A 26,302-nucleotide genomic window follows, 5' to 3' on the forward strand; every position below is an offset into this window, starting at 1 on the left:
GCAGCATCTCCGGCGTCATCTGGAGTGCTGTGTTGGCTTCCTGCATGACATTTTGGGCAAACTCTTCAAAATCGTCTGTCTTCTTTGCGGATCTCAAAGCGCTGTCTGCCGCTGCCTTGGCAACGGTGAGGATCGTTCCCTCTTTCGGCTTCATAACCGCCTTGTAGGCAGTGTCCACAGCCTTCTTAAAGCCCGCGGCTACATCTCTGGTTGTCAGTCTGTCCAAATATTTAATCTGCTTTGTAAAGCCCCGAAACAGCTGGGAAAGAATCACCCCTGAGTTTCCTCTGGCTCCTCTTAATGATCCGCCCGAGATAGCCTTTGCCAGCTCCTCGATCGTAGGATCATCTATCGCACCGACTTCTTTTGCCGCCGACATGATCGTCATCGTCATATTGGTTCCCGTATCGCCGTCGGGCACCGGGAATACATTCAATTCGTTAATATGCTCTTTATGAGCTTCCAGTCTCTTCGCTCCGCCAATAAACATCTTTTTGAGCAAAGCTGCGTCAATCTGCTTCATTTATCCTGCCTCCGTAATTATCCTATATCTTTCACACCTTCAACGTATACATTGATCCGTTCCACTTCCAGACTGGTGAACTCTTCTACCCGGTATTTCACAGAAGACATCAGGTTGTCCGCTACCGCAGAAATGGATACACCATAAGAAACAATAATGTGAAAATCTATGGAAATTTTGTTGTTCTTCACAGAGACAAAAACACCTTTTCTTATATTATCTCTGGTCAGCAGCTTTACGATTCCGTCTTTCATATTGACCATTGCCATGCCGACAATACCAAAACAACCAAGGGCACAAATCCCGGCATACTTGGCAATCACTTGATTTTCGATAGAAATCTCGCCGTTCTTCGTATTCATATGTCCTTTCATCGCTTTACCTCCATACTTCGTATTCTTGTGCGCCCACACAGCTCATTTTACCCGGAACGCTACTTAGATTATACTATTTACCTCTGAAAAAGAAAAGAGAATTTCTTCTTGATTTTTAGAAATCAATCTGGTAGAATGAAATAGTTGTCAGTCCCAGAGAGGGATAAGATCGAGTTAAGGAGGTGCTAACATGGCAAAATGTGCTATCTGCGGAAAAGGCGCTCATTTTGGTAATGCAGTCAGTCATTCACATAGAAGATCAAATAAGATGTGGAAATCAAATATCAAATCTGTAAGAGTGAAGGTAAACGGTGCAGCTAAAAAAATGTACGTTTGTACTTCTTGTCTGAGATCAGGTAAAGTCGAAAGAGCGTAATCTTTCCCGATTATTATAAACCTAGGGAGCTGGAATATCCGGCTCTTTTTTTCGTTTCAGATAAGATTCCTTCTGTTTACTGAAAAAACAGAAAATAAGACAGAGTGATACTCACCCCGGTCATTGCAAACTGTGTAAAATCTCTTTGGATGAACATTCCGATAAACAGCCCGAGGCCAAAAAAGAAAAAAGCGACTCCGCAAACACGTTTCATACATACACACCTGATTTAAGCTTATTAGCTAGTATATGCAGAACAACACAAAGTATTGAATAAAAAATACCCTGTATTACAGATTTCTGTTCATACAAGGTATTTTAGGGAGGTTATCGTTCGTTCTCTAAGTCTTCTACTATATCTTCCAGTGTCTCTTCTTTTTTTGTAAATTTGTCAATCACATCAGGAACCATGTCCAATAGTTTTGTAATCGTTTCCTGATTCTTAACATTCACAAGCTTCGTCTGTCCGTCACGGATCACAAGAACCGCACTTGGCGTCATCTTGCCCCCGATACCTCCGTATCCCCTGGCTTTCCTGTCTCCGCGGAAATCCCCGGCTCCCATGCCGAAAGATACGTCTACCAGAGGCAGAATGATCGTATCCTTCACATAGATGGGATCTCCAACCACGGTTTTTGAAGTCATAAATCCTTCGATTCCCTGAAATAACGAGTCCACGGTCTCATTAAACTTTTCTTTGTTCATAAAACTAACCTCCTATTGTTCTCATAATGCGTTCCTTCTGTCTCCAAAGCTCCTTATCGCGGTAAACATCCCATAAGATCTTCAGAAAATGAAACGCGTATATCCGGCCTGAAACTGTCAGTGCGGCCTCAAATCTGGCTTCCGTAAAATCCGGCTCCACAGACAGTCTGTCGTTAAACAGCGGCATAAAAGCACTGACAGCAGCGAGTGTCTGTCCTGTCATGGCGGGATCATCAAAGCCGAAAGCCACGTCCCCCGAAAATTTCTTCGGCAGAAAATGCCTGATCCCTTTTTTTCCGTATCCAAATAAGCGTTTGACTACACGGATCAATTCCTCATCTTCCAGCAGTTCTTTGAAAGATTCTGCCTGTTTCAAGGCAGCTTTTATTCTCCGATACTGACGCTTACCTGTATTATAACATCTTTGAAAGAAATTTTTCACCCTTTTTCTGAGCGGCAGCTTCCCGGACGGTTCTTCTATGACAGAGTCAAACTCTTGACCGTCTCCGGTATAATCCAGAATATCCCCTGAAAAGCCTGTCTCCGAATCAGGATCAGCCGGGTGTCCGGCTGCTTCCCGGGGCACTTCTGCCCGGTCTCTTATATCCTTCCCAGATTCTCTGATTTCTACCACATCATCAGCCGCTTTCCTGTTGAGCAGCGACCATCTTTCTTCATCCGAGTGATAGACAGGAAATCCCAGGATCCTTAAAGATACCGCCGGTTCCTCTCCCTCTTTCCATGACACCTTCATTCGCAGAAAAAAGAAAAGCCATGATACCCTGGCTTTGGCCCATTTCTCCCAGCCATTGTAAACTCCCCGGGCACGGTAGCCTGCCGGTGCGAACAAGATCAGAAGCAGGAACACGAAGATACAGAGAAGAATGATTCCTATGATTTTTAAAATAATCCATAAAGCTGCCATCGTCTCACCCCTCTTCAAAAAATTCCGGTATCCGAAACATGGAATCCTGTTGTCTGATGTCTTCCACAATCCTTCTGAGCACCACGAAAGCATCCTGTTTTGACACGGCACATCCCACGACTGTGACATCCTTTTTTCTGTAATAATCTTTCAGCAGTTCCCGGTATTCGTAAATCTCCAGCACTCCCACGTTTCCAAGAGGAAGCGTAATACAATACAGCGAAGGAATGCTCTTTCCTTTTACAATCCGCTTTATTAACTTTTCTTTCGTTATCGTTAAAATTTCCGATATGTAAAACTTTTCAGCAGCCTTCATATATTCACCTTACCAAAAAGGGGATGTTTTCACACCCCCTGATCCTTTTTATTCGCCGATTTTTACAACTTTCAGCATGTTTGTCACACCTTTTCCGCGGTGGTCTGCCGGACCGCCTCCGGTCAGAACGAGAATATCATTCTCCTGAGCAAGATCTGCACTCAGTACGATCTCCGTAGCCTCATCCAAAAGTTCCCTCGTAGATGACGCTTTGTGAGATTTGAACGGACGCACGCCCCAGTAAAGCTGCATTTTGCGCACGACAGCCTCATCCGGAGATAATCCGATGATCTGTGCATCCGGCTTAAACTTGGATACGATTCTTGCCGTAAATCCTGACATACTGGAAGCCAGAATACATTTTGCATTGATGTTATGGGCAGTCTGTACTGCGGAGTAAGCAACTGCCGCTGAGATTCCCCGGTTCACATAGATAGAACGGAAATCCTTGATCTTCGTATCCAGGTGCAGCTCTGTTGAGATAGCAATCTGATTCATCATCCTGACTGCTTCCACAGGATATTTCCCTTTTGCAGTCTCCCCGGAAAGCATGATCGCGTCGGTACCATCGTAGATCGCATTGGCAACGTCTGTTACTTCTGCTCTCGTAGGACGAGGGTTGCGGATCATGGAATCCAGCATCTGAGTAGCAGTGATTACCGGTTTAAATGCGTTGTTGCACTTTTTGATGATGGCTTTCTGCATGAAAGGAACTTCCTCTGCTGGAATTTCCACACCTAAATCACCTCGGGCTACCATGATTCCGTCAGAAGCCTGGATAATGGACTCGATATTTTCTACACCTTCTACATTTTCGATCTTAGAAATGACGCCCACTTCCATATTGTGAGCTTTCACAATCTCTTTGATCTCATTTACTGCGTCAGCATTTCGGATAAATGAGGCAGCGATGAAATCAATGCCGTTTTCCAGTCCGAATTCAATGTCGCTCTTATCTTTTTCTGTGATAGAAGGAAGATTTACACGCACATTTGGTACGTTGACCCCTTTGCGGCTTCCCAGAAATCCACCGTTAACTACGTCACATACGATATCGGTTCCGTCTTTGATCTCTTTGACTCTCAGCTCGATCAGCCCGTCGTCGATCAGAATCGTGTTGCCTTCTGCAACATCCTGAGGAAGCTCTTCGTATGTAATTCCTACGATAGAATCATTTCCTTTGATATCTCTTGTGGTCAGAACAAATTCCTGTCCTTCTTTTAATTCCACATCTCCGTCTGTATCCAAAAGTCCGGTACGGATTTCCGGTCCTTTTGTATCCAATAAGATCGCAATCGGAATATTCAGTTCTTCACGGAATCTTTTAATCCTCTTGATCCTTCCAAGCTGTTCTTCATGGTCACCATGAGAAAAGTTTAATCTCGCAATATCCATTCCTTCCAGCATCAGCTGTTTGAGCACCGCGTCGTCATCCGTCGCAGGCCCCATTGTGCAAACAATTTTTGTTTTTTTCGTCAGCATAGTTAATCTCCTTTTCATAACAATGTATAATAAATTAATCTATAAAAAATTAATTATTTCCTTATTTATCTTTCTTCACATGGACATGTGTAAACAAATGATCCTGACAATATTCATAATTACCCTCACACTTTGAACAATAGCGGAATTCCAACGTGGGATCATCCAGTTCTGTGCGGTGGCAGACGGCACATTCATGCCTGGCGCCGTTCTTTTTCGGCTCCACGTGTCCGGCAGGTTCCCCAAACTGTGCTTTCCTCTTTCTCTGTCTTACCTTTTGGCCGAACATCGCTCCCTTTGCCTTCATTTTCTTTGTTGAGAAAAAGAACAGAACAAAATTCAGCAAAGCGACTACTATTGATACTTTAATCGAAATTCCCGTAACTGTAAAGTCTGTTGCAATAAAAAATGTATAAAACAGGTATGCGGCGTCAAGATATGCCAGCCACTTTACCTTCATCGGAATGATCATATAAAACAATACCTGCATGTCCGGGAACATCATTGCATAGGCCAAAAACAGAGATAAGTTCAGATAGAAGGTATCCATCTGCACAAACATGGCATTAAACTCTCCCCCTGATAAGACAAGAATCAGGTATGTAAGAAATGCTCCTGAAATGGTCCCGAGCACACCAATCATATAGTACATGGTAAATCGGAAACTTCCCCAGACCTGTTCCAACGATGATGCGATAGAATAATAAAACAGCAGTACAAAAATCATAAAGAACAAGTTGGTAGACGGTGCGATCAGAAGGAACGTAAAAATCCTCCAGACTTGTCCGTGCAGTATAAGGTATGGATTCAGCGTAAACTGACTGTACAGCTCCGGCGCGGCAAACTGAACCATGATCCCTACGACATATAAAAGAATAATATACTTTGGAAGTCCCGGAATAGAAAACCTCCCAAACTTCCTCTCCAGCTTATTTAACCAATTCATAAGAAACCTTTCCTAAAATGTTTTTTTCTTTCCTAATACAATACTTCCGATCACCGTCAGCACCAAAGACACTCCTACCAGTCCGAAAAATCCAAACGGGCTGTCCGCAAACGGCACAGGCACGTTCATTCCCCAAAAACTTGCGATCATGGTCGGTATGGACATGACGATCGTGATCACGGCCAGAACCTTCATGACAATATTCAGGTTGTTGGAAATTACAGATGCATAGGCATCCATCGTTCCGCTTAAAATGTTGCTGTAAATATCGGACATCTCGATCGCCTGTTTGTTTTCGATGATGACATCATCCAGCAGTTCCTCATCTTCCGGATACTGTTTGATTTTTTCGATCTTTAACAGACGCTCTAACACCAGCTCATTTCCCCTCAGTGATGTAGAGAAATAAACCAGTGACTTTTCCAGTTCCAAAAGCTCGATGAGCTCCTGGTTCTTCGTAGATATATGGAGCTGTTTTTCGACTTCATCACTCTTTTTATCGATGATCCGCAGGTACTGGAGGTAAAGGGAGGCATTCCGAAACAGGATCTGTAAAATAAATCTGGTCTTCTTATATGTCCAGAAATTCCGTACCCTTCCCTCTTTAAAATTAGAGAGCACCGGCGTATCCATCAGACAGATGGTAATCAGGCACAGTTCCGTCAATATGATCCCGCATGGAATCGTCACGAAGTAGTTCTTCTCTTTTCTCTCCTCTGTGATCGGCACATCCACGATGATCAGCGTATAGTTGTCCTCAACCTCAATACGTGAGCGCTCTTCTTCATCCAGCGGTGCTTTTAAATGATCCAGATCGATCTGGTACTTCTGGGAGAGTTCCACCAGTTCCGTGGCCGTAGGGTCTACCACGGAAATCCAGCAGCCCTCTATGGGCTCAGATATTTCATTGATCCGGCCGTCCATTGTCCGAAAAATCTGTATCATTTGAGTCTCCTTCCACTCCGCTGCGGTCACAGGCAGATGAGATCATCCGCCTGTTTTCCACGAGTTCACGTTTCATTATAGAGATATTATTTCTCTTTGTCAATTAAGAGCACTGTCCCGACAGGAAGGGTCAGTTCTCTGACGCTTTTGTTTGATTTTGCTAATTTTTCAAAGGAAACATTCTTATTTTTCATAATATTCATCAGAGTGTCTCCTTTTTTCACTACATATGGCTCAAAAGCACCCGAAATCACCGGTCCCGCTGACGGAATACATAATTCATCACCAATCTGCAGATTATAAATGTTCACATAGGGATTTTTCCTCATGATCTCCCTTACACTCACATTATATTGTTTTGCGATTTGATACAAGGTATCTTTTTCCTTAATTACATAAACTGTTCCATTACAGTTTCCCCGTTCTGCCATATCTTATACTTTCCTTTGCCTTTTTATTATAGACTATGCCTTGTTTTTTATATGTTTCCGATTTATTTTAGTGAATTTTTTTCTCATCTCCATTTTCTCCGCCTATTTAATAGGTAAGAAGACCGCACTTGAATCTTGTTATTTCAAAATCTTTATTTTATAATAAGACTACTATCGAAAAGGAAAGTAGGTTACAGTTAGATGAAACGATTAGGAATTGATATCGGCTCTACCACCGTCAAAGTAGCGGTGATCGATGAGCAGCACAATATATTGTTCTCAGACTATGAGAGACATTATGCAAATATACAGGAAACACTGGCATCACTTTTAAGAAAGGCAAAAGATCAGATCGGAGACGTCACTTTTGCCCCAACAGTCACTGGCTCCGGCGGGCTTTCTATTTCTTCTTATCTGGAAATCCCGTTCTGCCAGGAAGTTGTCTGTGTCTCCACGGCTCTCCAGGACTATGCCCCAAGGACCGATGTCGCCATTGAGCTGGGCGGCGAAGATGCTAAGATCATTTATTTTACCAACGGCATTGATCAGAGGATGAACGGCGTCTGTGCAGGAGGCACGGGCTCTTTTATCGACCAGATGGCCTCTCTGCTTCAGACCGATGCAGCGGGACTCAATGAATATGCAAAAAACTACGATACGATCTACCCTATCGCAGCCCGATGCGGTGTATTCGCGAAATCAGATATTCAGCCTCTGATCAATGAGGGAGCAACAAAAGAAAATCTTGCGGCTTCTATCTTTCAGGCAGTGGTAAACCAGACCATCAGCGGCCTGGCCTGCGGAAAACCGATCCGCGGCAATGTTGCATTTCTGGGAGGTCCGCTCCACTTCCTCTCCGAATTAAAAGAGGCATTTATCCGCACACTCGGCCTTGAAGGAGAGGCGATCATTGCCCCGAATCATTCCCATCTGTTTGCCGCTGTAGGTGCCGCTCTGAATGCCCGTGAGGAAGTGACAACCAATTTCACGGAACTGCTGGATCATTTTAAAAGAAAAATTGAGCTGGGCCATGAGGTAGACCGCCTGGAACCTTTATTCAAGGATGAACAGGAATACCAGATGTTCCTTAAGGAGCATAACCGCCACATCGTAAAGCGCGGAGATCTTTCTACATATGAAGGCAGCTGCTATCTTGGGATCGATGCCGGTTCTACTACTACCAAAGTAGCTCTGGTCAGCGACAGAGGCGACCTGCTGTACAGCTATTATACAAATAATAACGGAAATCCTCTGAATGCGACTATCGATGCGCTGAGGGAAATTCATGCACAGATGCCGGACACGGCACACATCGTATCTTCATGCTCCACAGGCTACGGGGAACACCTGATCAAGGCTGCACTCAATCTGGATTACGGAGAGGTGGAGACCATTGCCCATTATTACGCGGCAGCATTCTTCGATCCGAATGTGGACTGTATTCTGGATATCGGCGGACAGGATATGAAATGTATTAAGATTAAAAATGGAGTCGTGGACAACGTACTTTTAAATGAGGCCTGTTCTTCCGGCTGCGGATCTTTTATTGAAACTTTCGCAAAATCGTTAAACTATTCTGTACAGGACTTTGCAAAAGTCGCTCTGACAGCCAAGACACCGATCGACTTAGGTTCGAGATGCACTGTATTTATGAATTCCAAAGTAAAGCAGGCCCAGAAAGAAGGCGCCAGTGTCGGTGATATTTCTGCCGGTCTTGCGTATTCTGTCATCAAAAATGCTCTTTTAAAAGTTATTAAACTGACAGATCCAAAATCGCTCGGAAAACACATTGTTGTCCAGGGCGGAACCTTCTACAACGACGCCGTACTGAGAAGTTTTGAGAGGATCTCCGGCTGCAGCGCCATCCGTCCGGATATCGCCGGCATCATGGGTGCCTTCGGAGCCGCCCTGATCGCAAAAGAGCGCTTTAAGACAGAACACACGAAGACACAGATGCTTCCTATGGAAGAAATCTTCGCTCTCTCTGTGGATACTTCTATGACCCGGTGCAAAGGCTGTACCAACAACTGTCTTTTAACGATCAACAAGTTCTCCAACGGCGGCCGCTATATCACTGGTAACCGCTGTGAGAGGGGCATCGGCGGCAAGGCGAATAAAGACAATATTCCGAACTTGTATGAGTATAAATTAAAACGTACCTTCGGCTACGAATCCATCCCTGCCGAAGAGGCAAAACGCGGGGTTATCGGTATCCCCAGGGTTTTAAATATTTATGAGAACTATCCGTTCTGGCACACGTTCTTCACAAAGCTTGGATTTTCCGTGGTCCTGTCCCCTGAGTCTTCCAGGAAGATTTATGAGCTGGGCATCGAATCCATCCCGAGTGAATCCGAGTGCTATCCTGCAAAGCTCGCCCACGGACACGTAATGTGGCTCATTAAGCAGGGCATCAAGGATATTTTCTACCCGTGCATTCCTTACGAACGGAATGAGACCGAAGAGGCCAATAACCACTATAACTGTCCGATCGTCACTTCTTATGCCGAAAACATTAAAAATAACATGGAAGAACTTCGGACAGAAAATATAAGCTTTATGAATCCATTCCTGGCCCTGGACAATGAAGAAGCCTTAAAGCCAAGACTTTTTGAGGAGCTGGGTGAAAAATACGGCATTGACGCACCGGAGATCAGCGACGCTGTGCGTGCTGCCTTTGATGAACTCGACAGCGTGAGAAAGGACATTCAGAATCAGGGTGAGGAAGTTCTCGCTTATCTGGCAGAGACAGGGCGCACCGGAATTGTCCTCTGCGGACGTCCGTACCACATCGACCCGGAGATCAATCATGGAATTCCGGAACTGATCAATTCCTACGGCATTGCCGTGCTGACAGAAGATTCTATCTCCCACCTTTCCAAGGTGGACCGGCCGCTGAACGTATCGGACCAGTGGATGTACCATTCCAGGCTCTACGCGGCTGCCAACTACGCCAAATCCAACAAGCAGCTGGAAGTGATTCAGCTGAACTCCTTCGGATGCGGCCTGGATGCGGTCACAACAGATACCGTCAACGATATTCTTACCCGTTCCGGAAGGATCTACACGGTATTAAAGATTGATGAGGTCAATAACCTTGGGGCAGCCCGAATCAGGATTCGTTCTCTGATCAGTGCCGTCCGTGTCAGAAAAAAACATAACATTGAGCCGAAACCGGTATCTGCTGCCATGAAGAGAGTTGAATTTACGAAAGAGATGGCAAAGGAATACACGATCCTGATCCCGCAGATGTCTCCGATTCACTTTTCTATGTTGGAACCTGCCTTAAAATCCTGCGGCTACAAAGTCAAAGTACTGAAACAGCGGGGAATGAAGGATGTCAACACAGGACTTAAATATGTCAACAATGATGCGTGCTATCCTTCTCTGATTGTCATCGGACAGCTGATGAATGCACTGTTGTCAGGCAAATATGATACAGACAAGATCGCCCTTGCGATCAGTCAGACCGGAGGAGGCTGCCGTGCAACGAGCTACATCAGCTTTATCCGCAGGGCTCTTGAGAAAGCGGGTTACGGACACATTCCCGTCATCGGAATCAGTACCCAGGGTATTGAGAAAAACAGCGGATTCAAGCTCACTCCGGGCCTTTTAAACCGTGCGGTCCAGGCTATCGTCTACGGTGATCTGTTCATGAGAGTCGTCTACCGCACCCGCCCGTATGAAAAGGAAAAGGGCTCTGTGAACCGTCTGCACAAGCGCTGGGAAGCCAAATGCAAGAGGGATGTCATGAAAGGAAATCTTTCTACTTTCAAGAAGAACATTAAAGGCATCATCCGCGACTTTGATAAAATTCCTCTGACGGATGAAAAGAAGCCGAGAGTCGGTATTGTAGGTGAAATCCTCGTAAAATTCCTGCCGGATGCCAACAATCATCTGGTAGAACTCCTGGAGCGGGAAGGCGCAGAGGCTGTTGTCCCTGACCTTTTGGACTTCTTCATGTACGGTTTTTACAACAGCAATTTCAAATATCGTTACCTCGGAAAATCAAAGAAGACGGCGATCATATGTAATTCCGGAATCTGGATCGTGGAACAGTACCGGAAAACATTAAGAAAAGAACTTGCAAAGAGCAAACGTTTTGATGAACCGGCATACATTAAGGACCTGGCTGCCTACGCCAAACCGTTCGTCTCCATCGGAAATCAGACCGGTGAGGGCTGGTTCCTGACCGGCGAGATGGTAGAACTGATTCACAGCGGTGCGCCGAACATCGTCTGCACCCAGCCATTTGCATGTCTGCCGAATCATGTGGTAGGAAAGGGCGTGATCAAGGAACTTCGCCAGGCTTTCCCTGAATCCAACATCGTTGCCATTGACTACGATCCGGGTGCCAGCGAAGTCAACCAGATCAACAGGATCAAGCTGATGCTGTCGGCAGCGGTTAAAAATATGTGACATTTTCTGCATGATTTCCGTTCGGCTCTTAGAATGCCTCACTCCAATCATGCAGAAAATGAATATAGTATCTGCCGGAGAAAGCTGCCTGCTGAACAAAAGTGGTGTTTCCAAATAATATTTTACCTTCTTCAAGGTATTTCCCTTGAATATTTCGACATATTGTGATATTATCATTTTATACAAAAGAGAAAAAACAGCAGTCTGTGATTTGCAGGCTGCTGTTTCTATTTTATAGATTCTGTTTTTTATATTCTTTCTGAAGTATTTCTGCAAATTCCCTGACAAATCCGTCTTCCCGGTCTTTCCTCCAGCAGACAATATATTCCCTTTTTAATTGCTTTCCATCTGCGCAAAGCGGAATGCGGCGAAGTGGGATATCGCCCTGTCCCGGCCTTTCCCCCGTTTCTTCCGTAAGCAGAAATCCTTTGTCCCAGGCTGCTAAAAGTCTGGCTTCTTCCGGAGTATCAGCAAATAAAATATTGTCCTGTAACCCCAGCATATTGACACAGTTATCTCTCTGCCGCTCTCTCTGGTCAGCAGGGACAGCAATAATACAGGGGATTCTGCGTAACTCTTCAATATTCACATAATCCAGGGCACTCAGAGGACTTCTCTCCGATATCTCAATGAAATATCTGCCTTTGGTCAGAGAAATGTATTCAAAGTCTTGTAAGTCACCCGGCCTTGGGCTGCAAAGAATGATATCCGTTCCTCCGAAACACAGCATGTCTATCAGCTCTTCTGCATACCCGGCAGCGGTCTCCAGCTCCATCATGGGATACTTCTCAGATAATAATGCTGCTGCCCTGCAGAGTTCCGCTCCATGCAGATATTTTGAATATCCGACACGGAGACGCTGATTTATTTGTCTTCCGATCCGAGCGGTTTCTTTTTTCAGACGCTCCGCCTCATCCAGCAGCACAAGGCCGTGCCGATAAAAATATTCCCCTGCAGGTGTCATATAAAATTTCCGGTTCTTTCTCCTAATCAGCTCTGTGTCAAGATTTTCTTCTAAAGCGCGTATCTGCTGCGACATCGCAGACTGGGATATCCCGCATTTTTCGGCTGCATCAGTAAAACTTTGGCATGTGATCACCTCTGTAAAATACTTTAATTGTTTTAATAACAAAAAAGTCACCTCCCCTGCCGTTTTTCATCCTTCTGTATCTCAAAGCTTTTCCAGAATGTCGTCGAGAATCCGGACTGAGTCCTCCACACATCCCCGGCAGCTTCTGAGCATCGTGCCGGTGGTCATTCCTTTTAACTCCCTGCATACCGTACTTTGATTCTTCATCCGGAAACGTCTGATCAGCTCTCTTGTCAGTTGATATGTAGATCCTTTTGAATCCGGTTTCGCAAGATTCCCGGTGCTGTTCATCCTCCCCAGCACAGCAACTGCACCTGAAACCGCACCGCAGGTCCCTTCCATTCCTCCCATACCGAGCCCAAAGCCTTCTGTCAGTTCAAACACGGTCTGTTCATCAATGCCCATCTCCTCACAATAACAGCATGCAACTGCCTGTGCACAGTTATAACCTCTCTCATGCCTTTCGGCCGCTTCTTTTATCTTACTCATTCTGATACCTCCTCTGTCTGTTTCTTCTAACTAATTAAAACATATCCAATCCCCAAATACAACTTATCTAAATTTTCCTTCTCTTACCATTGACAACTGTATATATAGCGTATATACTGTATATATACAGTTAGGAGGGAATTATGTGAATATTATTATCAGTAACCAGAGTGATCTTCCAATTTATGAACAGATAGCGGAAAGCTTTAAAGAAAAGATCCTCTCCGGAGAACTGTCCGGGGGTGAACTTCTCCCATCCATCCGTTCTCTTGCCAAGGATTTGAGGATCAGTGTCATCACAACAAAACGTGCTTATGAAGAACTGGAAAAAGAAGGTTTCATAGAAACCATCCCCGGAAAGGGATGTTTTGTAAAAGCAAAAAGCACAGAACTTCTGAAAGAGGAAGTTTTAAGAAAGATTGAGGAGCATCTTGTGAACGCCGTACATATGGCAGTATCTTATGGAATTGAACAGGAAGAATTGGAAGATATTCTTTCCTGCCTTTATGAGGAGGGTATCGATCATGGAAAATAATATAGAAGTCAGGCAAATGACAAAAACATATCCCGCTTTCCGGCTGGACCGTGTGGATCTTTGCGTACCGAAGGGCTCCATCGTAGGTCTGATCGGTGAAAACGGAGCTGGAAAAACAACTCTGATCAAAGGAATGCTGGGCTTGATCCATCCGGAAGAAGGCGAAGTCCTGATCTTCGGCAAAGACACCCAAACTTCTATGAAAGAGATCAAAAAGGACATCGGCGTTGTCCTGGACGGCAGCTTCTTTATGGAACTTTTAAAGGTTCAGGCCATTGACACTGTCATGAAAGGAATCTATGACAAGTGGGACACAGCTCTGTTTTACGATTATCTGGAGCGGTTCGGCATTGATCCCTCCAAAAAGATCAAGGAACTGTCCAAAGGTATGCAGAAAAAGCTGGAGATACTGACTGCTCTCTCCCACCACCCGAAACTCCTGATCCTCGATGAGCCGACCAGCGGCCTGGACCCTGTTGTGAGAAATGAAATCCTAGATATCTTTCAGGATTTTATTTTAGATGAAGAGTGCAGTATTCTGCTTTCCACCCACATCACAAGTGATCTGGAGCATATTGCGGACTACCTGGCCTTTATTGACAATGGACATATGATTTTCTTTGAAACCCGTGATAAAGTCCTTGACAGTTACGGAATTTTAAAATGTGACCAGCAACAGTTTGAGCGGCTGGAACCATCCGATGTCATCCGCTACCGCAAAAACCGCTATAACTATGAGGTGCTGGTGAGCGACCGGCATGTTATCCGCAGGACTTACCGTGATGCGGTCATTGAGAAAATTACAATCGAAAATTTAATGCTTTTATATATAAAGGGGGAAGAATTATGATAGGATTAATAAAAAAAGATGTGCTGCTGATGCAGTCTTACTTAAAAAATCTGCTGCTGATCACAGCAATATTTTCAGGCCTTTCGCTGATCAACGAAAATTACTCTTTCCTTGCTGTGTCTCTGCCATGTATGTTTTCCATCCTGTGCTTTACGCTCATAAGCTACGATGACTATTATCACTGGGATGCCTACTCATTAACGCTTCCCATAGATTCAAAAGACAGTGTCCGGAGCAAATATATCGTTTCCACTTGCCTTTTGGCCTTTGGTACAATTTTAGGAACCGCATTGTCATTCGCAGTCATTACCGTAAAGGATCTGTCCGTACCCGGCAAAGAGGTTTTTCTCACAGCCTTCGCAGGTTTCTTCACAGCATCCGTTTTGATGTCTCTGATGTATCCCATCGCTTACCGATTCGGAACGGAAAAGGGACGGTTTGTCATATTCGGTATATTTGCAGGAATTTCTATTTTTATAGTATTATTGGGTAAAACACTGATGAACACGACTCTGCGTCTTCAGTCCATCGCCGACTTTTTCACAGGAAGCGGCAAATATCTGCTCATTCCTCTGATCCTGATCATTATATCTGTCTCTTACTGTATCTCCTGTAAGATCTTCACGAGAAAAGAATATTAAACCGGAACAAAGTTCTCAGGCCCCTCACTCTTTGAGGGGCTTATCTGCATGTGAAAAGTTCTCAAGGATACTCTCTGCATCTGCCGTTATTTTAAACTTCAGCTGAAGGCCCAAAATATTCACCGATGAATAGGCACTGTCTTTGTAAAAGGTTAAAGACCCCATCTTCACCATGCCGCCCTTTGAATCCTCATTGAGTTTCTTCGTCTCTGCCTGATACAAAAGACACCGGTATGCGGCTTTCTCCTCTGCCGGTATTTCTCTCACACTTTTCCACTCATCAATCTTCAGTTCACCGATGAGCTTTCGGATATCATCTTTATTCTTCAGCACAGCAATCGTTTTCCGATCCCTGCAGGATACGATTTCAATCTTCTGCGCTTTGCTGACCTGGCTGATATCGTCCTGCCTGCTTGTCACTTTGACCTGGCTTTTCTGCTTTTTAGCAGAACACCCCTGCAGTACGCCTGCACTCAGAATGAGAATTGCCGTCAAATAAAAAATTCTCTTCATACCCACACCTTTCTCATTGTTTCAGTGCATTCAACGGCGCACGCTGAGTCCTCTGTCCGCCAGATAATGCTTCAGATCCATAATCTCCAGCTCTTTAAAGTGAAACAGGGATGCCGCCAAAGCCGCATCTGCTTTTCCTTCTGTGAGAGTGTCATAAAAATGTTCCTTTGTTCCCGCACCGCCGGATGCAATCACAGGAATGTCCACGGCTTCCGCAATGGCCCTTGTCAGCTCATTGTCATACCCTGCCTTTGTACCATCGCAGTCCATACTTGTCAGAAGAATTTCTCCGGCGCCGCGGCGCTCTGCTTCCGCTGCCCAGGAAACCGCATCCAATCCTACATCGATCCTTCCTCCGTTTTTATAAACGTTCCATCCGGTGCCGTCTTCCCGGCGTTTTGCATCGATTGCTACGACCACGCACTGGCTGCCGAATTTATCTGCCGCGTCGCTGATCAGGTCCGGGGTGTTAATAGCAGAGGAATTGATGGAAATTTTATCTGCCCCTTCTCTGAGGATCGCCCTGAAATCCTCTACCGTTCGGATTCCTCCGCCCACTGTAAACGGAATAAAGACCGTCTCTGCTACTTTCCTCACCATATCGATCATAATATTTCTCGCATCAGAAGATGCCGTAATATCCAGAAACACCAGCTCATCAGCTCCAGCCTTGTCATAGGCCGCACCGATGGCAACCGGATCTCCCGCATCGATCAGATTTACGAAGTTGACCCCTTTTACTACACGGCCGTTATGTACGTCCAAACATGGAATGATTCGTTTTGTATGCATGTCCTTTTCCTCCTACAGTGAAATAAAATTCTTTAAAATCTGAAGTCCTACCGTGCTGCTTTTCTCCGGATGAAACTGACACGCAAACACATTGCCTTTTTCCACAGAGGCATGGATCACCTCCGAATACTCTGTGGTTGCCGCAACAATGTCCGGTTCCGAAGCTTTCAGATAATAAGAATGAACAAAGTATACATAAGAATCTTCCGGCACACCTTTAAACAGTCTGGCTCCTTCTTTGATCTTTAAGTTATTCCATCCCATATGAGGAATCTTTAACCCGTCTTTTTTCGGGATCTTTAAGATCTCCCCTTTTAAAAGCCCCAATCCCTCGACTCCCGGCGCTTCTTCACTCTTTTCAAACATGATCTGCTGCCCGAGGCAGATCCCTAAGAATGGGATTCCACGCTCTGCCACCTGGTGGATCGTCTCCTCAAGGCCGTACTGCCGAAGCTTTCCCATAGCATCTCCGAAAGCCCCTACTCCCGGAAGGATGACATGACTGCTTCCCAGGATCTGTTCCTTGTCTCTCGTGATCACCGCTTTTTCGCCCAGAAACTGGACTGCTTTTTCAACGCTTCTGATATTTCCTGCATCATAGTCAATAATCGCTACCATATCCTACCTCTCAATTTCAAGAAAATCTTTGCTGTCCATCTTTACTGCATCTGCTTTTCCCTTCAGTTCCTCACCTATCTGATATAAAGTGCGGTTAACCCTTACCATATAGGCTTTCTCATTATAAAAAGCCATTTTCTCAAACGGCCACCGAAACAGGCCCGGCACTCCAAAACCTTCTCCCAGCTCCAGAATAAAAAGTTTCTTGTTCAGCGTAGTCTGAAGCCATTTTGTATACGCAGCCCAGCTGTTCAGATAAGCTCCTTCTATATACGTACTCTTCGTATCCTCTGTACGTATATTATAGACTAATGGAGCGCCGCACTTTGGACACTCCAGATGCTCAATCTTCCCTGTCGTCTCATAGTGCCGGATCAAATCTTCAAGACCAAGATCCGCCGGATACAGCTGCTCACTGCACGGCCCTTTACACTGAAAAAAGTCTCCGCTTCCGCACGGTGCAGTCAGACGATTTTTGTCCAGACCAGAATGGAAAATGAGACCGTCATTGTTGCTCGTAATCACAAAATAATCCTTTTGATCTAATACTTCCTCCAACTTCTTAAAATAAGAAACCTGGGAGTGGTTCAGCAAATAATGACGTTCATACGCCTGCCGCATCCAGATGACATCTTTGTCCTCTTCATCCATCCTTAAGAGCTTCTGGTAATGCTCATTTTGTATCTCTGTTTTAAAATCTATTAACTCATATGCGCTAAGTTCCGGTCCAATGCCGACCAAAACCAAATCTGCGTCCTGTATCCTGCTAACATAATCCTTTAACATATGCCGCTCCTTTGCCTTCATGTGAATTATTCACTATTTTATCACATCTTCAGGCATTTGCACAATCCACATCGAAGTAAAATTCTACTCCGCCCTCCACATTGTTTACTCCATATTGCTTGCCGTGGGCCTTCATGGTTGCGGCTACGATAGACAGTCCGATGCCGCTGCCTCCATATTCTCTCGTTCTTGCCTTATCTACTTTGTAAAATTTCACCCAGAGCTTATCCAGATCTTCCTCCGGTATGTGGCTTCCGGAGTTAAAAACAGTCACCCTGAGATCATTCTCTATCCGCTGAAAGGAAATAGCAATCCTTCCGTTTTTTAAGACATGGTTTCTGGCATTGCTCAGATAGTTTCCGAACACTTCCTCTATCATAAACTCATCGGCCCATACATAGGTGGGAGGTTCATGAAACTCAACTGTAATATTTTCTTTCTGGAAGAAGATTGTATTGGCAGAAAGCATATTCTGAATCAGTTCCTGGATATTAAACCGTTCCATGCTGACCTGGTGGTTGCCGAACTCGATCTGGTTTAATGTCAGCAGTTTTTGGACCATCCGGTTCATCTTCTTTGCTTCATCCGCGATCACGTCACAGTAAAACTCACGGCTCTCCTCATCTGCTGAGACGTTGTCTTTCAGCCCTTCTGCGTATCCCTGGATCAGGGCGATCGGTGTTTTTAATTCATGAGAGACATGGGATAAAAATTCAGTCCTCATCTCGTCAATCTGGACCTTCTGCTCAATGTCCTGGCGCAGCTCATTATTTGCAGTTTTCAGCTCTGAGATCGTATACTCAAGCTTTGATGAGAGTTCATTTAAACTCTCACCGAGATGCCCCAGCTCATCTTCACCGCAGTCTATGACCTTCACATCAAAATCCAGATTGCTCATCCGGTTCGCGGCGGCAGCCATTTCTTCAATGGGCTTTGTAAACTGCTTGCTGTAAATATACATGGCGATTCCCCCGGCTACAATCAAAAGAGCACCCACGTAGGCGGTAAATCTCCCGGACAGCACCGCACTGGTCTGTATACTTTCCATCGGAGTGTTGATCACCACGGCGTAGCCGTTGTCAAAATATCCGAGAAGATTAATGCTGGTCCCGGTAGATTCCTTGTCGGACCCGCTCACTACGGCATATCCTTTTTCACTGATCTGCCTCTTGATCTTTCTCATATCCTCCAGCGTGCTGATCATATCATTGTACATCAATCCCTGTTTGCCCTCAGAAGAATATACGACCTGTCCGTTTTCATTGTTGACGATCAGCATCCGGTAATTATATTCTCTGACAATCTTTGATATCTTATAAGAATTATTATCGGCACCTTTTGTATTGAGCAGATGATTGATCGAGTCATAAACCTGTGTGATATTCTTTTTTTCCTTAAACACATAGTATGGTTCGATCATCAGGATGTTAATACAGATAGACAGAAGTATGGTGGATGCCATGATCACGATCAGCACCATCGTCATTTTCACTTTGATGGATTGATTCTTCAGTATTTTTTCTTTCACTTACTCCTGCACCTCGAACTTGTAGCCCATTCCCCATATCGTGCGGATATAGGCTCCTTTGCTTCCCATTTTATTTCTGAGTTTTTTTACATGGGTATCAATGGTCCTGGCGTCTCCGAAATAATCATAATTCCACACCTGATTCAATATGTTTTCCCTTGTAAGTGCCCTTCCCTCATTCTTCATGAAGTAGGACAGAAGTTCAAATTCTTTAAAACTCAGATCAATACTTTTATCATCTATGGTGACCATATGGGCTGCTTCATCCAGAACAATCCCGCCGGCTTTCAGCACTTCTCCGTCCTGCTGTCTGGTCCTCCTTAAAATGGCTTCGATCCTTGCCACTAAAATCTTCGGACTGAAAGGCTTCGAAATATACTCATCCACTCCCAGGTCAAAGCCCTGAAGCTCATCGTTTTCCTGATCTTTGGCCGTCAGCATGATAATCGGCACTTCGGAAACTTTCCGTATTTCCCTTACGACTTCCCATCCGTCCATCCGGGGCATCATCACGTCTAAAACGAGCAGATCGATTCCTTTGGTGGAAAAGAACACATCCACTGCCTCTTCCCCATCTCCTGCCTCCAGCACCTGATATCCTGCCCTGTTTAAGAAATCCTTTACCAATTTGCGCATCCTGCTCTCATCGTCTACTACTAATATTTTAAGATCATTCATCAAGGTTCCTCCTGCGGTTATATTCCAATTCACTATGTATAGTTTACCACAGGATTATGATAAAATTGTGAAAAAAAAGACATCAGCACTGAAAATACTGATATCTCTTTCGCTTACATGATTTTTCTATTCTGCCTCAGATACTCCGGCCGCTGCCTCCTGTCTGTCAGACATAGCCTTCAGTTTCTGCAGTCCAAAGATAATAACACCGCCGATGATAAAAAACAGGATACTGAAACTTCCCGCTGTCAGTGCTGGTTTCGGAACTTCCAGCGTGGTCGGTCCCATGACGATAGCATACAGGGATCCGATCATCATTCCGATGATGAAATAGACCATCTGTGACCGGAACTTTTCAAGACAGGTGCGGATCAGCTTAACGACTGACGCAATCCCGCACAGGATGCCGCAGCCAAAGATCAGGATTACCGGAAAATAAGCCGTGTTAAAATGCATAGCTTCTTTCACAGCTGAAATGACCGGCACATACAGCCCGAAGATTAAAAGCATGGTAGAACCTGAAATTCCAGGCAGCACCATAGCCGAAATAGCAACCATGGCCACGAGGAAAATATAGATTCCCAGTCCCAGATTCAAATGTTCCACACTTACATTCATGCCTTTTCCCGATGCCGGGTTAAAATAGGTGATTGCTGCCACCATGACAATTCCGATCAGGGCAAACAGAGCGTTGCCGTATTTACCTTTCAGACAGTCCTTTTCCTCAGACCAAATGATCGGTATGGCAAAAATGATAAGTCCTAAAAACAGGGAACTGATTTCATAAATTCTGTCACTGAAAATACTGGCCAGCACAGAAACCGCTGCCCCAAAGCCAACGACCCAGCCAACCCCGATACGCAGCAGGAACTTCACTGCCTCTATCTTTTTTTGTTTATTTCCTGTAATTAAATCGTCTAGGGATGAGATAAAACGGTCATAAAAACCGAGCAGAAAAGCCACGGTCCCGCCGGATACCCCCGGCACACTGTCGGCTAATGCCATACAAAATCCCCGAATAAAATTTAGCATATTGACTCCTTTGTTTTCTAAAACACATACAAATGCCGGAATCCATTCCAGCACAACTTTTAGTATTATAGCACACGTTATGTAAAATAAAAAGCAAGAAAATCTTAAAGATTTGTGAAACTATGTCCTTCTTTTTACTTTTATGATAGTATAATATTACGAATATGAAGGAGGTTCTATATGATAAAATTAATTTCATCCGACATGGACGGAACACTGCTGGACAGCTACCGCCAGATCACTCAGGTCAATATCGATGCGATCCGTACACTCCAGGACAGCGGCGTCGAGTTTATCATCAACACAGGACGGGAATACCAGAATGTGACAGATATTTTAGGAAAAGCAGGCCTTGAATGCGATATGATCTGCAGCAACGGCTCCTGCGGTTATGATAAAGAAGGAAACCTGCTGTTTGAGCATTCCATTCCGGCAGATACAGTAAAACAGATCCTCGGGGTATTTCACAAATCCAGCCTGGTTCCGACGCCATTTTCCCAGATGGGCCGTATTTCTCTGCTTTCCAGAGAGGAACTAAAAAAATATACGAAAGAAGTCATGATTCCATCCATGCAGATCAATCATCCCGACTTTGTATATACAGATGAAGAATTTGAAGATTTAATCAGCCAGGTTACCTATGTAGAAGGTGAAGCCGGACTGTTTGACAGCGAACACCGGGTTTTAAAGTTCATTTCCCAGTCAACAGATCCCGAAGCGCTGTTAAGACTGCGGGCAGAATTAGAACAAATCCCGGGACTTGCCGTAGTATCCACGGCACCTACGGATATTGAGATTACCTCCTCAGAAGCCCAGAAAGGGATCGGCCTGATGGACTATGCAAAGCGGAAAGGGCTGGTTCCGGATGAGATCGTTGCCATCGGAGACAGCGAAAATGACTATTCCATGCTCTCCATTCCGGGAATTCATTCCGTTGCTATGGCAAATGCCACAGAAGCCATCAAAAATATCTGTGTCTATCAGACCCGTGCCAACACAAAAGATGGCATTGCCTACATCATCCGCTGCATTCTCGCAGACCGCGATAATTTTAAACTGACCTAAGGTATCATTTTATAAAAGAAGATCTGTAATCCCACTGAGAGGTTTACAGATCTTCTTTTATTTTATCTTCATTCGCTTTTTCAGCTCATCCAGCGCCTCTTTGTATCTCTCACAATTAAAGGAAGGAAACGCATTCAAAAGTCTCCTGCTGGTTTGGCTTTTCTTCTCCGCAATCTCCTGATACCGGCTTTTCAGATCTTCGATCCTCTGCTCCAGTTCGCCGCTGATCGTATCTTTCCGTTCTTTCAGGCCTTCCGATACGGCATTTCTCTTTTCCGCCAGTTCCTGGCCGGCCTCATCCAGCTTCTTTTTCGTCTCTTCCTGCTTTTCTACGGCAGACATGACACCGAGATAAATATTTTCACCCAGCTGCTCTGACATATTATGCAGTTCTTCTGCGATCTCGCTCATTTTGCGCAGCCTTTGATTCATCTTGAAGATACCCGCCGCTGTTACCCAGAGATCGGCTGCCATGCCGGCCAAAAGCATAAGGAGCAGGAAGCTGCCGAAGAGACCCGGTATGAGTCCCACAAATTTCGTAATCATAGGATGAACCACATAGACGATGAGCATACAGGCAGCACCCCAGATCAGTGAAAACGGAAGACAGATATATCCGTTTAAATTAAACGGCTGGTCCGAATAATCCCACCATCTGCTGTGAAAAATCTTTTCCAGCGCAAAGCCCGTGATCCACTCGATGGAAGATACGGCTATGACAGAGGCAATATACATGAAAAAAACATTGGACTTATACGGCATCAGCAAAGATACCACAAATCCAACGCCGAATCCGTAAACCGGACAGATAGGCCCGTTTAAAAACCCCCGGTTTACAAATTTTCTCTGCTTAAATGCGGCAAATGCCACTTCACTGCCCCAGCCGAGAAATCCATAAATAAAAAAATATGACAAAAGATAATATACACTCATAATCAATCAAGCTCCCATCGGAATTATAGGATCGTAGCTCCCCCTGCCACATAATCGCCGTCATAAAACACTACCGCCTGTCCCGGGGTCACTGCTCTCTGAGGTTCGTCAAACAGGACTTTTATCCTGTCTTTTCCGTCCATGCTCACTGTGCACGGGGCCCCTCTGTGGTTATAGCGGACTTTCGCCTGAAATCTCATACCGTCTTCGATGGAGGATACAGACATCAAATTTACATGGTCTCCATAGAGGGTATCCGTCATAAGATCCTCATTGCTCCCGATCACCACTTCATTTCTCTCTTTATCTATCCGTACAACATATCCCGGCTGCTTCAGGGAAAGACCCAGTCCTCTTCTCTGTCCCACAGTATAACATACAATGCCCTTGTGAGTGCCGAGGATATTCCCATCCATATCCACAAAATTACCCGGCCGGATCTTCTGTCCCGTAGTTTCTTCGATAAAATCTCCGTAGCTGCCGTCTACAAAACAGATGTCCTGGCTGTCCGGCTTGTGGGCCACCGGCAGATGTATCTTCTCTGCTATTTCCCGTATTTCATCTTTCGTGTATTCTCCCACGGGCATCAGTGTCTTAGACAGCTGGTTCTGTGTCAGGTTATAAAGAGCATAGGTCTGATCCTTCTCGGGAGTCGCCGAACGCTTCAGCGCATATCGTCCGTTGGAAAGCTTTTCAATCCTGGCATAATGTCCGGTTGCAATATAATCGGCGCCGATATCCAGAGATCTTTTCAGCAGAGATTCCCATTTAACATAGCGGTTGCATGCAATACAGGGATTCGGAGTTCTTCCGTCCAGATATTCGTCTATAAAATAATCAATGACATGTTCCTTGAAATCCTGTTTAAAATTCATGACATAATAGGGAATATCGAGCGCCTGGGCCACTCTCCTGGCATCATCCACAGCTGACAGGCCGCAGCATCCTCCGTTTTCTTCCAGAAGTTCCTGTTCTTCATCCTGCCAGATCTGCATGGTAACACCGATCACTTCATATCCCTGTTCCTTCAATAAATAGGCTGCCACGGAGGAATCCACCCCTCCTGACATGCCTACAACTACTTTCTCTTTCACGGATGCCTCCTAGTACTCTTCTTCCACTTCCTCTTCTCCAATATCGGATTTCGGTTTCTCAAGGCCTTCGATCTTGATGCCGTTTTTCTGTGCATAATCCCAGAGGGCTGCATGGATTGCTTCCTCTGCCAGAAGAGAACAGTGCACTTTGACCGGCGGAAGACCGTCGAGAGCTTCCATTACCGCCTTGTTTGTAACTTCCAGTGCTTCCTGCACGGATTTTCCTTTGACCAGTTCCGTTGCCATGCTGCTGGTGGCAACTGCGGCTCCGCAGCCGAACGTCTTAAATTTTACATCCTGAATAATCTGGTTATCGTCGATATCAAAATAAATGCGCATGATGTCTCCGCACTTGGCGTTTCCGACAGTACCCACGCCGCTGGCGCCCTCAATCTCTCCTACGTTTCTCGGATGCTCAAAATGATCCATAACTTTTTCACTATACATAACAGTACCTCCTGTTTTTCTTCTAAATATAAATCAGGCAAAAAACCCGTTTAATGTTTCTTTACAAAATCTTCATACAGCGGAGACATTTTTCGCAGCTTATCTACGATCTCTTTTAATTTCTCCACAACAAAATCCATATCCTCTTTGGTTGTTTCTTCCCCCAGAGTCATCCTGAGAGATCCATGTGCAATCTCGTGAGGAAGTCCAATGGCTAACAGTACATGTGACGGGTCCAGTGAACCGGACGTGCAGGCTGATCCGCTGGAAGCACAGATTCCTGCCATATCGAGCATGATCAGAAGGGATTCGCCCTCAATAAACTGAAAACTGATATTAATATTGTTGGGAAGCCTTTTGTCTCTTCCTCCGTTTAAGCGGCAGTACGGGATCTCTGCCAGAATCCTGCGGACCGCATAATCCCTCAGCTCCTGTTCCTTGGCAGTTCTCTCCTCCATTGTCTCAAAAGCGATCTCAACGGCCTTTCCGAATCCCACAATGCCTGTCACATTCTCTGTTCCGGCCCGGCGCTTACGCTCCTGCGCTCCTCCGTGGATAAATGAGCGAAGTTTCAGTCCTTTGCGGATATACATAAATCCGATTCCCTTCGGTCCGTTCAGCTTATGGCCGCTGGCACTCAGCATATCAATATTCATCTCATCTACATTGATCGGTACCTGTCCGTATGCCTGTACCGCATCTGTATGGAACAGAACGCCGTGTTCTTTTGCAATCGCTCCGATCTCTTTCACCGGCTGGATCGTTCCTATCTCATTGTTGGCAAACATGACAGTGATCAGAATCGTATCCGGGCGAATCGCCGCTTTTAACTGATCCAGCTTAATATATCCGTTCTCATCCACATCCAGATAGGTCACCTCATAACCGTTTCTCTCCAGATACTGGCAGGTGTGAAGAACCGCATGGTGCTCGATCTTGCTTGTAATGATGTGTTTTCCCTTTGAGGCATAGGCTTCGGCAGTCTCCTTGATGGCCCAGTTGTCCGCCTCAGAGCCGCCGGCCGTAAAATAAATATCCTGGCTTTGTGTGCCCAGAGATTCGGCAATCCTGTCCCTTACTTCATTGACTGCCTTTTTCGCCTCAGCAGCCGGTGAATAGACGCTGGACGGATTCCAGAATTTCTCCGTAAAATATGGCATCATCGCTTCTACTACTTCCGGTCTCGCCGGTGTTGTTGCCGCATGGTCTAAATATATGATCTTTTCCATAACTTCTCCTATCTTTCACAATTTCGTTCCGCCGGTTTCCCCTGCTGGACAGCTCTTGCCTCGTCCGCCAGCTCATCTAAATAAATAGAATCCACTGTTTTGGCAATGCTGTCATTGATCCTTTTCCACACAGTTTTTGTCACGCAGTACTTAGAGCCGCTGCATGTTTCCTCTGTATCGGTAAGTTCTGTACAGTCTACCGGCGTCAGATCGCCTTCCAGTGCCCTCAGCACGTCTCCGACTGAAATATCTTCTGCATTTCCCGCCAGAACATATCCTCCCTGGGCTCCCCGGATGCTTTTTACAAGCCCCGCCTTCTTTAACTTGGAAAGAAGCTGCTCCAGATACCGAATGGATATATCCTGCCGCTCTGATATCGCGCTGACAGCCGCAGGTTCCTTCTCCCCGAACACTGCAATATCTACGATCGCACGAAGGCCGTATCTTCCTTTTGTTGATAATTTCATCTCACCACTCCAATCCCGACCAAAATAGTCGGATATCACACTGCTATGTTATCACCTAGGACTTCCGATGTCAACA

At 45.2% G+C, this 26,302-nt stretch carries 29 protein-coding genes and 1 pseudogene; 6 read left to right on the top strand and 24 right to left on the bottom strand.

Going from position 1 to position 26,302, the window contains the following annotated elements:
* Together QVP35_RS03410 and QVP35_RS03415 are read right to left on the bottom strand one after the other, a co-directional pair.
* Nucleotides 1–523: pseudogene (locus QVP35_RS03410) on the bottom strand (DAK2 domain-containing protein); the annotation flags it as partial.
* Between the two features lie 17 nt (nucleotides 524–540).
* On the bottom strand, nucleotides 541–897 hold the full coding sequence (locus tag QVP35_RS03415) for an Asp23/Gls24 family envelope stress response protein (protein ID WP_022260796.1): 357 nt from the start codon (nucleotides 895–897) through the stop codon (nucleotides 541–543).
* A 190-nt stretch (nucleotides 898–1,087) separates the two neighbouring features.
* On the opposite strand from QVP35_RS03415, the gene rpmB reads away from it, so the two are divergent.
* Nucleotides 1,088–1,273 carry a 50S ribosomal protein L28 gene (rpmB, locus tag QVP35_RS03420; RefSeq protein WP_006565876.1) on the top strand — a complete coding sequence of 62 codons (186 nt, stop codon included), beginning with the start codon at nucleotides 1,088–1,090 and terminating at the stop codon, nucleotides 1,271–1,273.
* 76 nt (nucleotides 1,274–1,349) lie between these two features.
* On the opposite strand, the gene QVP35_RS03425 is transcribed toward rpmB, so the two are convergent.
* From QVP35_RS03425 to QVP35_RS03460, 8 genes are all read right to left on the bottom strand, one after another.
* On the bottom strand, nucleotides 1,350–1,487 hold the full coding sequence (locus QVP35_RS03425) for a hypothetical protein (protein ID WP_006565877.1): 138 nt from the start codon (nucleotides 1,485–1,487) through the stop codon (nucleotides 1,350–1,352).
* A gap of 113 nt (nucleotides 1,488–1,600) precedes the next feature.
* Nucleotides 1,601–1,978 carry a GerW family sporulation protein gene (locus tag QVP35_RS03430; protein ID WP_006565878.1) on the bottom strand — a complete coding sequence of 126 codons (378 nt, stop codon included), beginning with the start codon at nucleotides 1,976–1,978 and terminating at the stop codon, nucleotides 1,601–1,603.
* 4 nt (nucleotides 1,979–1,982) lie between these two features.
* Complete coding sequence (locus tag QVP35_RS03435) at nucleotides 1,983–2,903, bottom strand: DUF2953 domain-containing protein (protein WP_009290479.1); 921 nt, start codon at nucleotides 2,901–2,903, stop codon at nucleotides 1,983–1,985.
* Nucleotides 2,904–2,907: 4 nt separating this feature from the next.
* Nucleotides 2,908–3,219 carry a hypothetical protein gene (locus QVP35_RS03440; protein WP_006565880.1) on the bottom strand — a complete coding sequence of 104 codons (312 nt, stop codon included), beginning with the start codon at nucleotides 3,217–3,219 and terminating at the stop codon, nucleotides 2,908–2,910.
* A gap of 48 nt (nucleotides 3,220–3,267) precedes the next feature.
* A complete protein-coding gene (gene pyk, locus QVP35_RS03445) occupies nucleotides 3,268–4,701 on the bottom strand; it encodes a pyruvate kinase (RefSeq protein WP_022260797.1) in 1,434 nt (477 codons plus the stop codon).
* A gap of 61 nt (nucleotides 4,702–4,762) precedes the next feature.
* Entirely contained in the window at nucleotides 4,763–5,647 is an 885-nt protein-coding gene (locus QVP35_RS03450) for a rhomboid family intramembrane serine protease (RefSeq protein ID WP_006565882.1), read from the bottom strand.
* A 12-nt stretch (nucleotides 5,648–5,659) separates the two neighbouring features.
* Nucleotides 5,660–6,592, bottom strand: coding sequence for a magnesium transporter CorA family protein (locus QVP35_RS03455; RefSeq protein ID WP_022260798.1), 933 nt, complete (start codon nucleotides 6,590–6,592; stop codon nucleotides 5,660–5,662).
* Nucleotides 6,593–6,678: 86 nt separating this feature from the next.
* Nucleotides 6,679–7,023, bottom strand: coding sequence for a lytic transglycosylase (locus QVP35_RS03460; protein WP_006565884.1), 345 nt, complete (start codon nucleotides 7,021–7,023; stop codon nucleotides 6,679–6,681).
* A gap of 201 nt (nucleotides 7,024–7,224) precedes the next feature.
* Here QVP35_RS03460 and QVP35_RS03465 point away from each other — a divergent pair, with 201 nt between their 5' ends.
* Nucleotides 7,225–11,439: a 2-hydroxyacyl-CoA dehydratase gene (locus QVP35_RS03465; protein ID WP_006565885.1), complete on the top strand. Its 4,215-nt coding sequence runs from the start codon at nucleotides 7,225–7,227 to the stop codon at nucleotides 11,437–11,439.
* A gap of 232 nt (nucleotides 11,440–11,671) precedes the next feature.
* Here QVP35_RS03465 and QVP35_RS03470 read toward each other — a convergent pair whose 3' ends face one another.
* Nucleotides 11,672–12,580, bottom strand: coding sequence for a LysR family transcriptional regulator (locus tag QVP35_RS03470; RefSeq protein ID WP_225103693.1), 909 nt, complete (start codon nucleotides 12,578–12,580; stop codon nucleotides 11,672–11,674).
* A 30-nt stretch (nucleotides 12,581–12,610) separates the two neighbouring features.
* Nucleotides 12,611–13,018 (bottom strand): C-GCAxxG-C-C family protein, encoded by a 408-nt coding sequence (locus QVP35_RS03475; RefSeq protein WP_009290474.1) that lies wholly within the window; start codon nucleotides 13,016–13,018, stop codon nucleotides 12,611–12,613.
* A gap of 145 nt (nucleotides 13,019–13,163) precedes the next feature.
* Between QVP35_RS03475 and QVP35_RS03480 the strand changes: the two genes are divergently transcribed.
* Genes QVP35_RS03480 through QVP35_RS03490 form a run of 3 tightly spaced genes read left to right on the top strand, consistent with a single transcriptional unit; the run spans nucleotide 13,164 to nucleotide 15,044 of the window.
* Nucleotides 13,164–13,553 carry a GntR family transcriptional regulator gene (locus QVP35_RS03480; protein ID WP_006565888.1) on the top strand — a complete coding sequence of 130 codons (390 nt, stop codon included), beginning with the start codon at nucleotides 13,164–13,166 and terminating at the stop codon, nucleotides 13,551–13,553.
* Nucleotides 13,543–14,403, top strand: coding sequence for an ABC transporter ATP-binding protein (locus QVP35_RS03485; RefSeq protein ID WP_009290473.1), 861 nt, complete (start codon nucleotides 13,543–13,545; stop codon nucleotides 14,401–14,403). The genes QVP35_RS03480 and QVP35_RS03485 overlap by 11 nt, the downstream gene beginning before the upstream one ends.
* Nucleotides 14,400–15,044 carry an ABC-2 transporter permease gene (locus QVP35_RS03490; protein WP_009290472.1) on the top strand — a complete coding sequence of 215 codons (645 nt, stop codon included), beginning with the start codon at nucleotides 14,400–14,402 and terminating at the stop codon, nucleotides 15,042–15,044. The genes QVP35_RS03485 and QVP35_RS03490 overlap by 4 nt, the downstream gene beginning before the upstream one ends.
* Nucleotides 15,045–15,068: 24 nt before the next feature.
* Here QVP35_RS03490 and QVP35_RS03495 read toward each other — a convergent pair whose 3' ends face one another.
* The 7 genes from QVP35_RS03495 to QVP35_RS03525 all read right to left on the bottom strand — a co-directional run bounded on the left by QVP35_RS03495 (nucleotide 15,069) and on the right by QVP35_RS03525 (nucleotide 20,991).
* The gene (locus QVP35_RS03495) at nucleotides 15,069–15,557 is read right to left on the bottom strand and encodes a hypothetical protein (protein WP_009290471.1); all 489 of its coding nucleotides are present in this window, start codon (nucleotides 15,555–15,557) and stop codon (nucleotides 15,069–15,071) included.
* A gap of 30 nt (nucleotides 15,558–15,587) precedes the next feature.
* A complete protein-coding gene (gene hisF / locus QVP35_RS03500; RefSeq protein ID WP_006565892.1) occupies nucleotides 15,588–16,349 on the bottom strand; it encodes an imidazole glycerol phosphate synthase subunit HisF in 762 nt (253 codons plus the stop codon).
* Nucleotides 16,350–16,361: 12 nt separating this feature from the next.
* The gene (gene hisH / locus QVP35_RS03505; RefSeq protein WP_022260800.1) at nucleotides 16,362–16,967 is read right to left on the bottom strand and encodes an imidazole glycerol phosphate synthase subunit HisH; all 606 of its coding nucleotides are present in this window, start codon (nucleotides 16,965–16,967) and stop codon (nucleotides 16,362–16,364) included.
* Nucleotides 16,968–16,970: 3 nt separating this feature from the next.
* Nucleotides 16,971–17,753, bottom strand: a complete 783-nt coding sequence (locus QVP35_RS03510; RefSeq protein WP_009290468.1) for a hypothetical protein — start codon at nucleotides 17,751–17,753, stop codon at nucleotides 16,971–16,973.
* Between the two features lie 49 nt (nucleotides 17,754–17,802).
* Complete coding sequence (locus tag QVP35_RS03515; protein ID WP_006565895.1) at nucleotides 17,803–19,281, bottom strand: sensor histidine kinase; 1,479 nt, start codon at nucleotides 19,279–19,281, stop codon at nucleotides 17,803–17,805.
* The gene (locus QVP35_RS03520) at nucleotides 19,282–19,959 is read right to left on the bottom strand and encodes a response regulator transcription factor (RefSeq protein WP_006565896.1); all 678 of its coding nucleotides are present in this window, start codon (nucleotides 19,957–19,959) and stop codon (nucleotides 19,282–19,284) included.
* A gap of 126 nt (nucleotides 19,960–20,085) precedes the next feature.
* On the bottom strand, nucleotides 20,086–20,991 hold the full coding sequence (locus QVP35_RS03525; protein WP_022260801.1) for a DUF368 domain-containing protein: 906 nt from the start codon (nucleotides 20,989–20,991) through the stop codon (nucleotides 20,086–20,088).
* Between the two features lie 180 nt (nucleotides 20,992–21,171).
* Between QVP35_RS03525 and QVP35_RS03530 the strand changes: the two genes are divergently transcribed.
* Nucleotides 21,172–22,056, top strand: a complete 885-nt coding sequence (locus QVP35_RS03530) for a Cof-type HAD-IIB family hydrolase (RefSeq protein ID WP_006565898.1) — start codon at nucleotides 21,172–21,174, stop codon at nucleotides 22,054–22,056.
* Between the two features lie 57 nt (nucleotides 22,057–22,113).
* Here the strand turns inward: QVP35_RS03530 and QVP35_RS03535 are convergent, their stop codons facing one another.
* From QVP35_RS03535 to QVP35_RS03555, 5 genes are read right to left on the bottom strand one after another with little or no spacing between them, the layout of a single operon-like run.
* Entirely contained in the window at nucleotides 22,114–22,989 is an 876-nt protein-coding gene (locus QVP35_RS03535; RefSeq protein ID WP_022260802.1) for a putative ABC transporter permease, read from the bottom strand.
* A 23-nt stretch (nucleotides 22,990–23,012) separates the two neighbouring features.
* Nucleotides 23,013–24,083, bottom strand: a complete 1,071-nt coding sequence (gene mnmA, locus QVP35_RS03540) for a tRNA 2-thiouridine(34) synthase MnmA (protein WP_006565900.1) — start codon at nucleotides 24,081–24,083, stop codon at nucleotides 23,013–23,015.
* Between the two features lie 9 nt (nucleotides 24,084–24,092).
* Nucleotides 24,093–24,530: a Fe-S cluster assembly scaffold protein NifU gene (nifU, locus tag QVP35_RS03545; RefSeq protein WP_006565901.1), complete on the bottom strand. Its 438-nt coding sequence runs from the start codon at nucleotides 24,528–24,530 to the stop codon at nucleotides 24,093–24,095.
* Between the two features lie 50 nt (nucleotides 24,531–24,580).
* Entirely contained in the window at nucleotides 24,581–25,759 is a 1,179-nt protein-coding gene (gene nifS, locus QVP35_RS03550; RefSeq protein WP_009290464.1) for a cysteine desulfurase NifS, read from the bottom strand.
* Between the two features lie 8 nt (nucleotides 25,760–25,767).
* A complete protein-coding gene (locus QVP35_RS03555; RefSeq protein ID WP_022260803.1) occupies nucleotides 25,768–26,226 on the bottom strand; it encodes an RrF2 family transcriptional regulator in 459 nt (152 codons plus the stop codon).
* Nucleotides 26,227–26,302 lie beyond the last annotated feature (76 nt).

The organism is Anaerostipes sp. CAG:276 (assembly GCF_000432215.1).
GTDB lineage: Bacteria > Bacillota > Clostridia > Lachnospirales > Lachnospiraceae > Anaerostipes > Anaerostipes caccae.

Excerpts from the sequence above, each read along its gene's own strand:
- QVP35_RS03475 (WP_009290474.1), bottom strand. The coding sequence starts at position 13,018 with ATGAGTAAGATAAAAGAAGCGGCCGAAAGGCATGAGAGAGGTTATAAC.
- pyk (WP_022260797.1), bottom strand. The coding sequence starts at position 4,701 with ATGCTGACGAAAAAAACAAAAATTGTTTGCACAATGGGGCCTGCGACG.
- nifU (WP_006565901.1), bottom strand. The coding sequence starts at position 24,530 with ATGTATAGTGAAAAAGTTATGGATCATTTTGAGCATCCGAGAAACGTA.
- QVP35_RS03525 (WP_022260801.1), bottom strand. The coding sequence starts at position 20,991 with ATGCTAAATTTTATTCGGGGATTTTGTATGGCATTAGCCGACAGTGTG.
- QVP35_RS03520 (WP_006565896.1), bottom strand. The coding sequence starts at position 19,959 with ATGAATGATCTTAAAATATTAGTAGTAGACGATGAGAGCAGGATGCGC.
- QVP35_RS03510 (WP_009290468.1), bottom strand. The coding sequence starts at position 17,753 with ATGTTAAAGGATTATGTTAGCAGGATACAGGACGCAGATTTGGTTTTG.
- hisH (WP_022260800.1), bottom strand. The coding sequence starts at position 16,967 with ATGGTAGCGATTATTGACTATGATGCAGGAAATATCAGAAGCGTTGAA.
- QVP35_RS03435 (WP_009290479.1), bottom strand. The coding sequence starts at position 2,903 with ATGGCAGCTTTATGGATTATTTTAAAAATCATAGGAATCATTCTTCTC.
- QVP35_RS03430 (WP_006565878.1), bottom strand. The coding sequence starts at position 1,978 with ATGAACAAAGAAAAGTTTAATGAGACCGTGGACTCGTTATTTCAGGGA.
- QVP35_RS03465 (WP_006565885.1), top strand. The coding sequence starts at position 7,225 with ATGAAACGATTAGGAATTGATATCGGCTCTACCACCGTCAAAGTAGCG.
- QVP35_RS03440 (WP_006565880.1), bottom strand. The coding sequence starts at position 3,219 with ATGAAGGCTGCTGAAAAGTTTTACATATCGGAAATTTTAACGATAACG.
- nifS (WP_009290464.1), bottom strand. The coding sequence starts at position 25,759 with ATGGAAAAGATCATATATTTAGACCATGCGGCAACAACACCGGCGAGA.
- QVP35_RS03455 (WP_022260798.1), bottom strand. The coding sequence starts at position 6,592 with ATGATACAGATTTTTCGGACAATGGACGGCCGGATCAATGAAATATCT.
- QVP35_RS03530 (WP_006565898.1), top strand. The coding sequence starts at position 21,172 with ATGATAAAATTAATTTCATCCGACATGGACGGAACACTGCTGGACAGC.
- QVP35_RS03555 (WP_022260803.1), bottom strand. The coding sequence starts at position 26,226 with ATGAAATTATCAACAAAAGGAAGATACGGCCTTCGTGCGATCGTAGAT.
- QVP35_RS03490 (WP_009290472.1), top strand. The coding sequence starts at position 14,400 with ATGATAGGATTAATAAAAAAAGATGTGCTGCTGATGCAGTCTTACTTA.
- QVP35_RS03460 (WP_006565884.1), bottom strand. The coding sequence starts at position 7,023 with ATGGCAGAACGGGGAAACTGTAATGGAACAGTTTATGTAATTAAGGAA.
- QVP35_RS03415 (WP_022260796.1), bottom strand. The coding sequence starts at position 897 with ATGAAAGGACATATGAATACGAAGAACGGCGAGATTTCTATCGAAAAT.
- hisF (WP_006565892.1), bottom strand. The coding sequence starts at position 16,349 with ATGCATACAAAACGAATCATTCCATGTTTGGACGTACATAACGGCCGT.
- QVP35_RS03495 (WP_009290471.1), bottom strand. The coding sequence starts at position 15,557 with ATGAAGAGAATTTTTTATTTGACGGCAATTCTCATTCTGAGTGCAGGC.
- QVP35_RS03535 (WP_022260802.1), bottom strand. The coding sequence starts at position 22,989 with ATGAGTGTATATTATCTTTTGTCATATTTTTTTATTTATGGATTTCTC.
- QVP35_RS03450 (WP_006565882.1), bottom strand. The coding sequence starts at position 5,647 with ATGAATTGGTTAAATAAGCTGGAGAGGAAGTTTGGGAGGTTTTCTATT.
- rpmB (WP_006565876.1), top strand. The coding sequence starts at position 1,088 with ATGGCAAAATGTGCTATCTGCGGAAAAGGCGCTCATTTTGGTAATGCA.
- QVP35_RS03485 (WP_009290473.1), top strand. The coding sequence starts at position 13,543 with ATGGAAAATAATATAGAAGTCAGGCAAATGACAAAAACATATCCCGCT.
- QVP35_RS03425 (WP_006565877.1), bottom strand. The coding sequence starts at position 1,487 with ATGAAACGTGTTTGCGGAGTCGCTTTTTTCTTTTTTGGCCTCGGGCTG.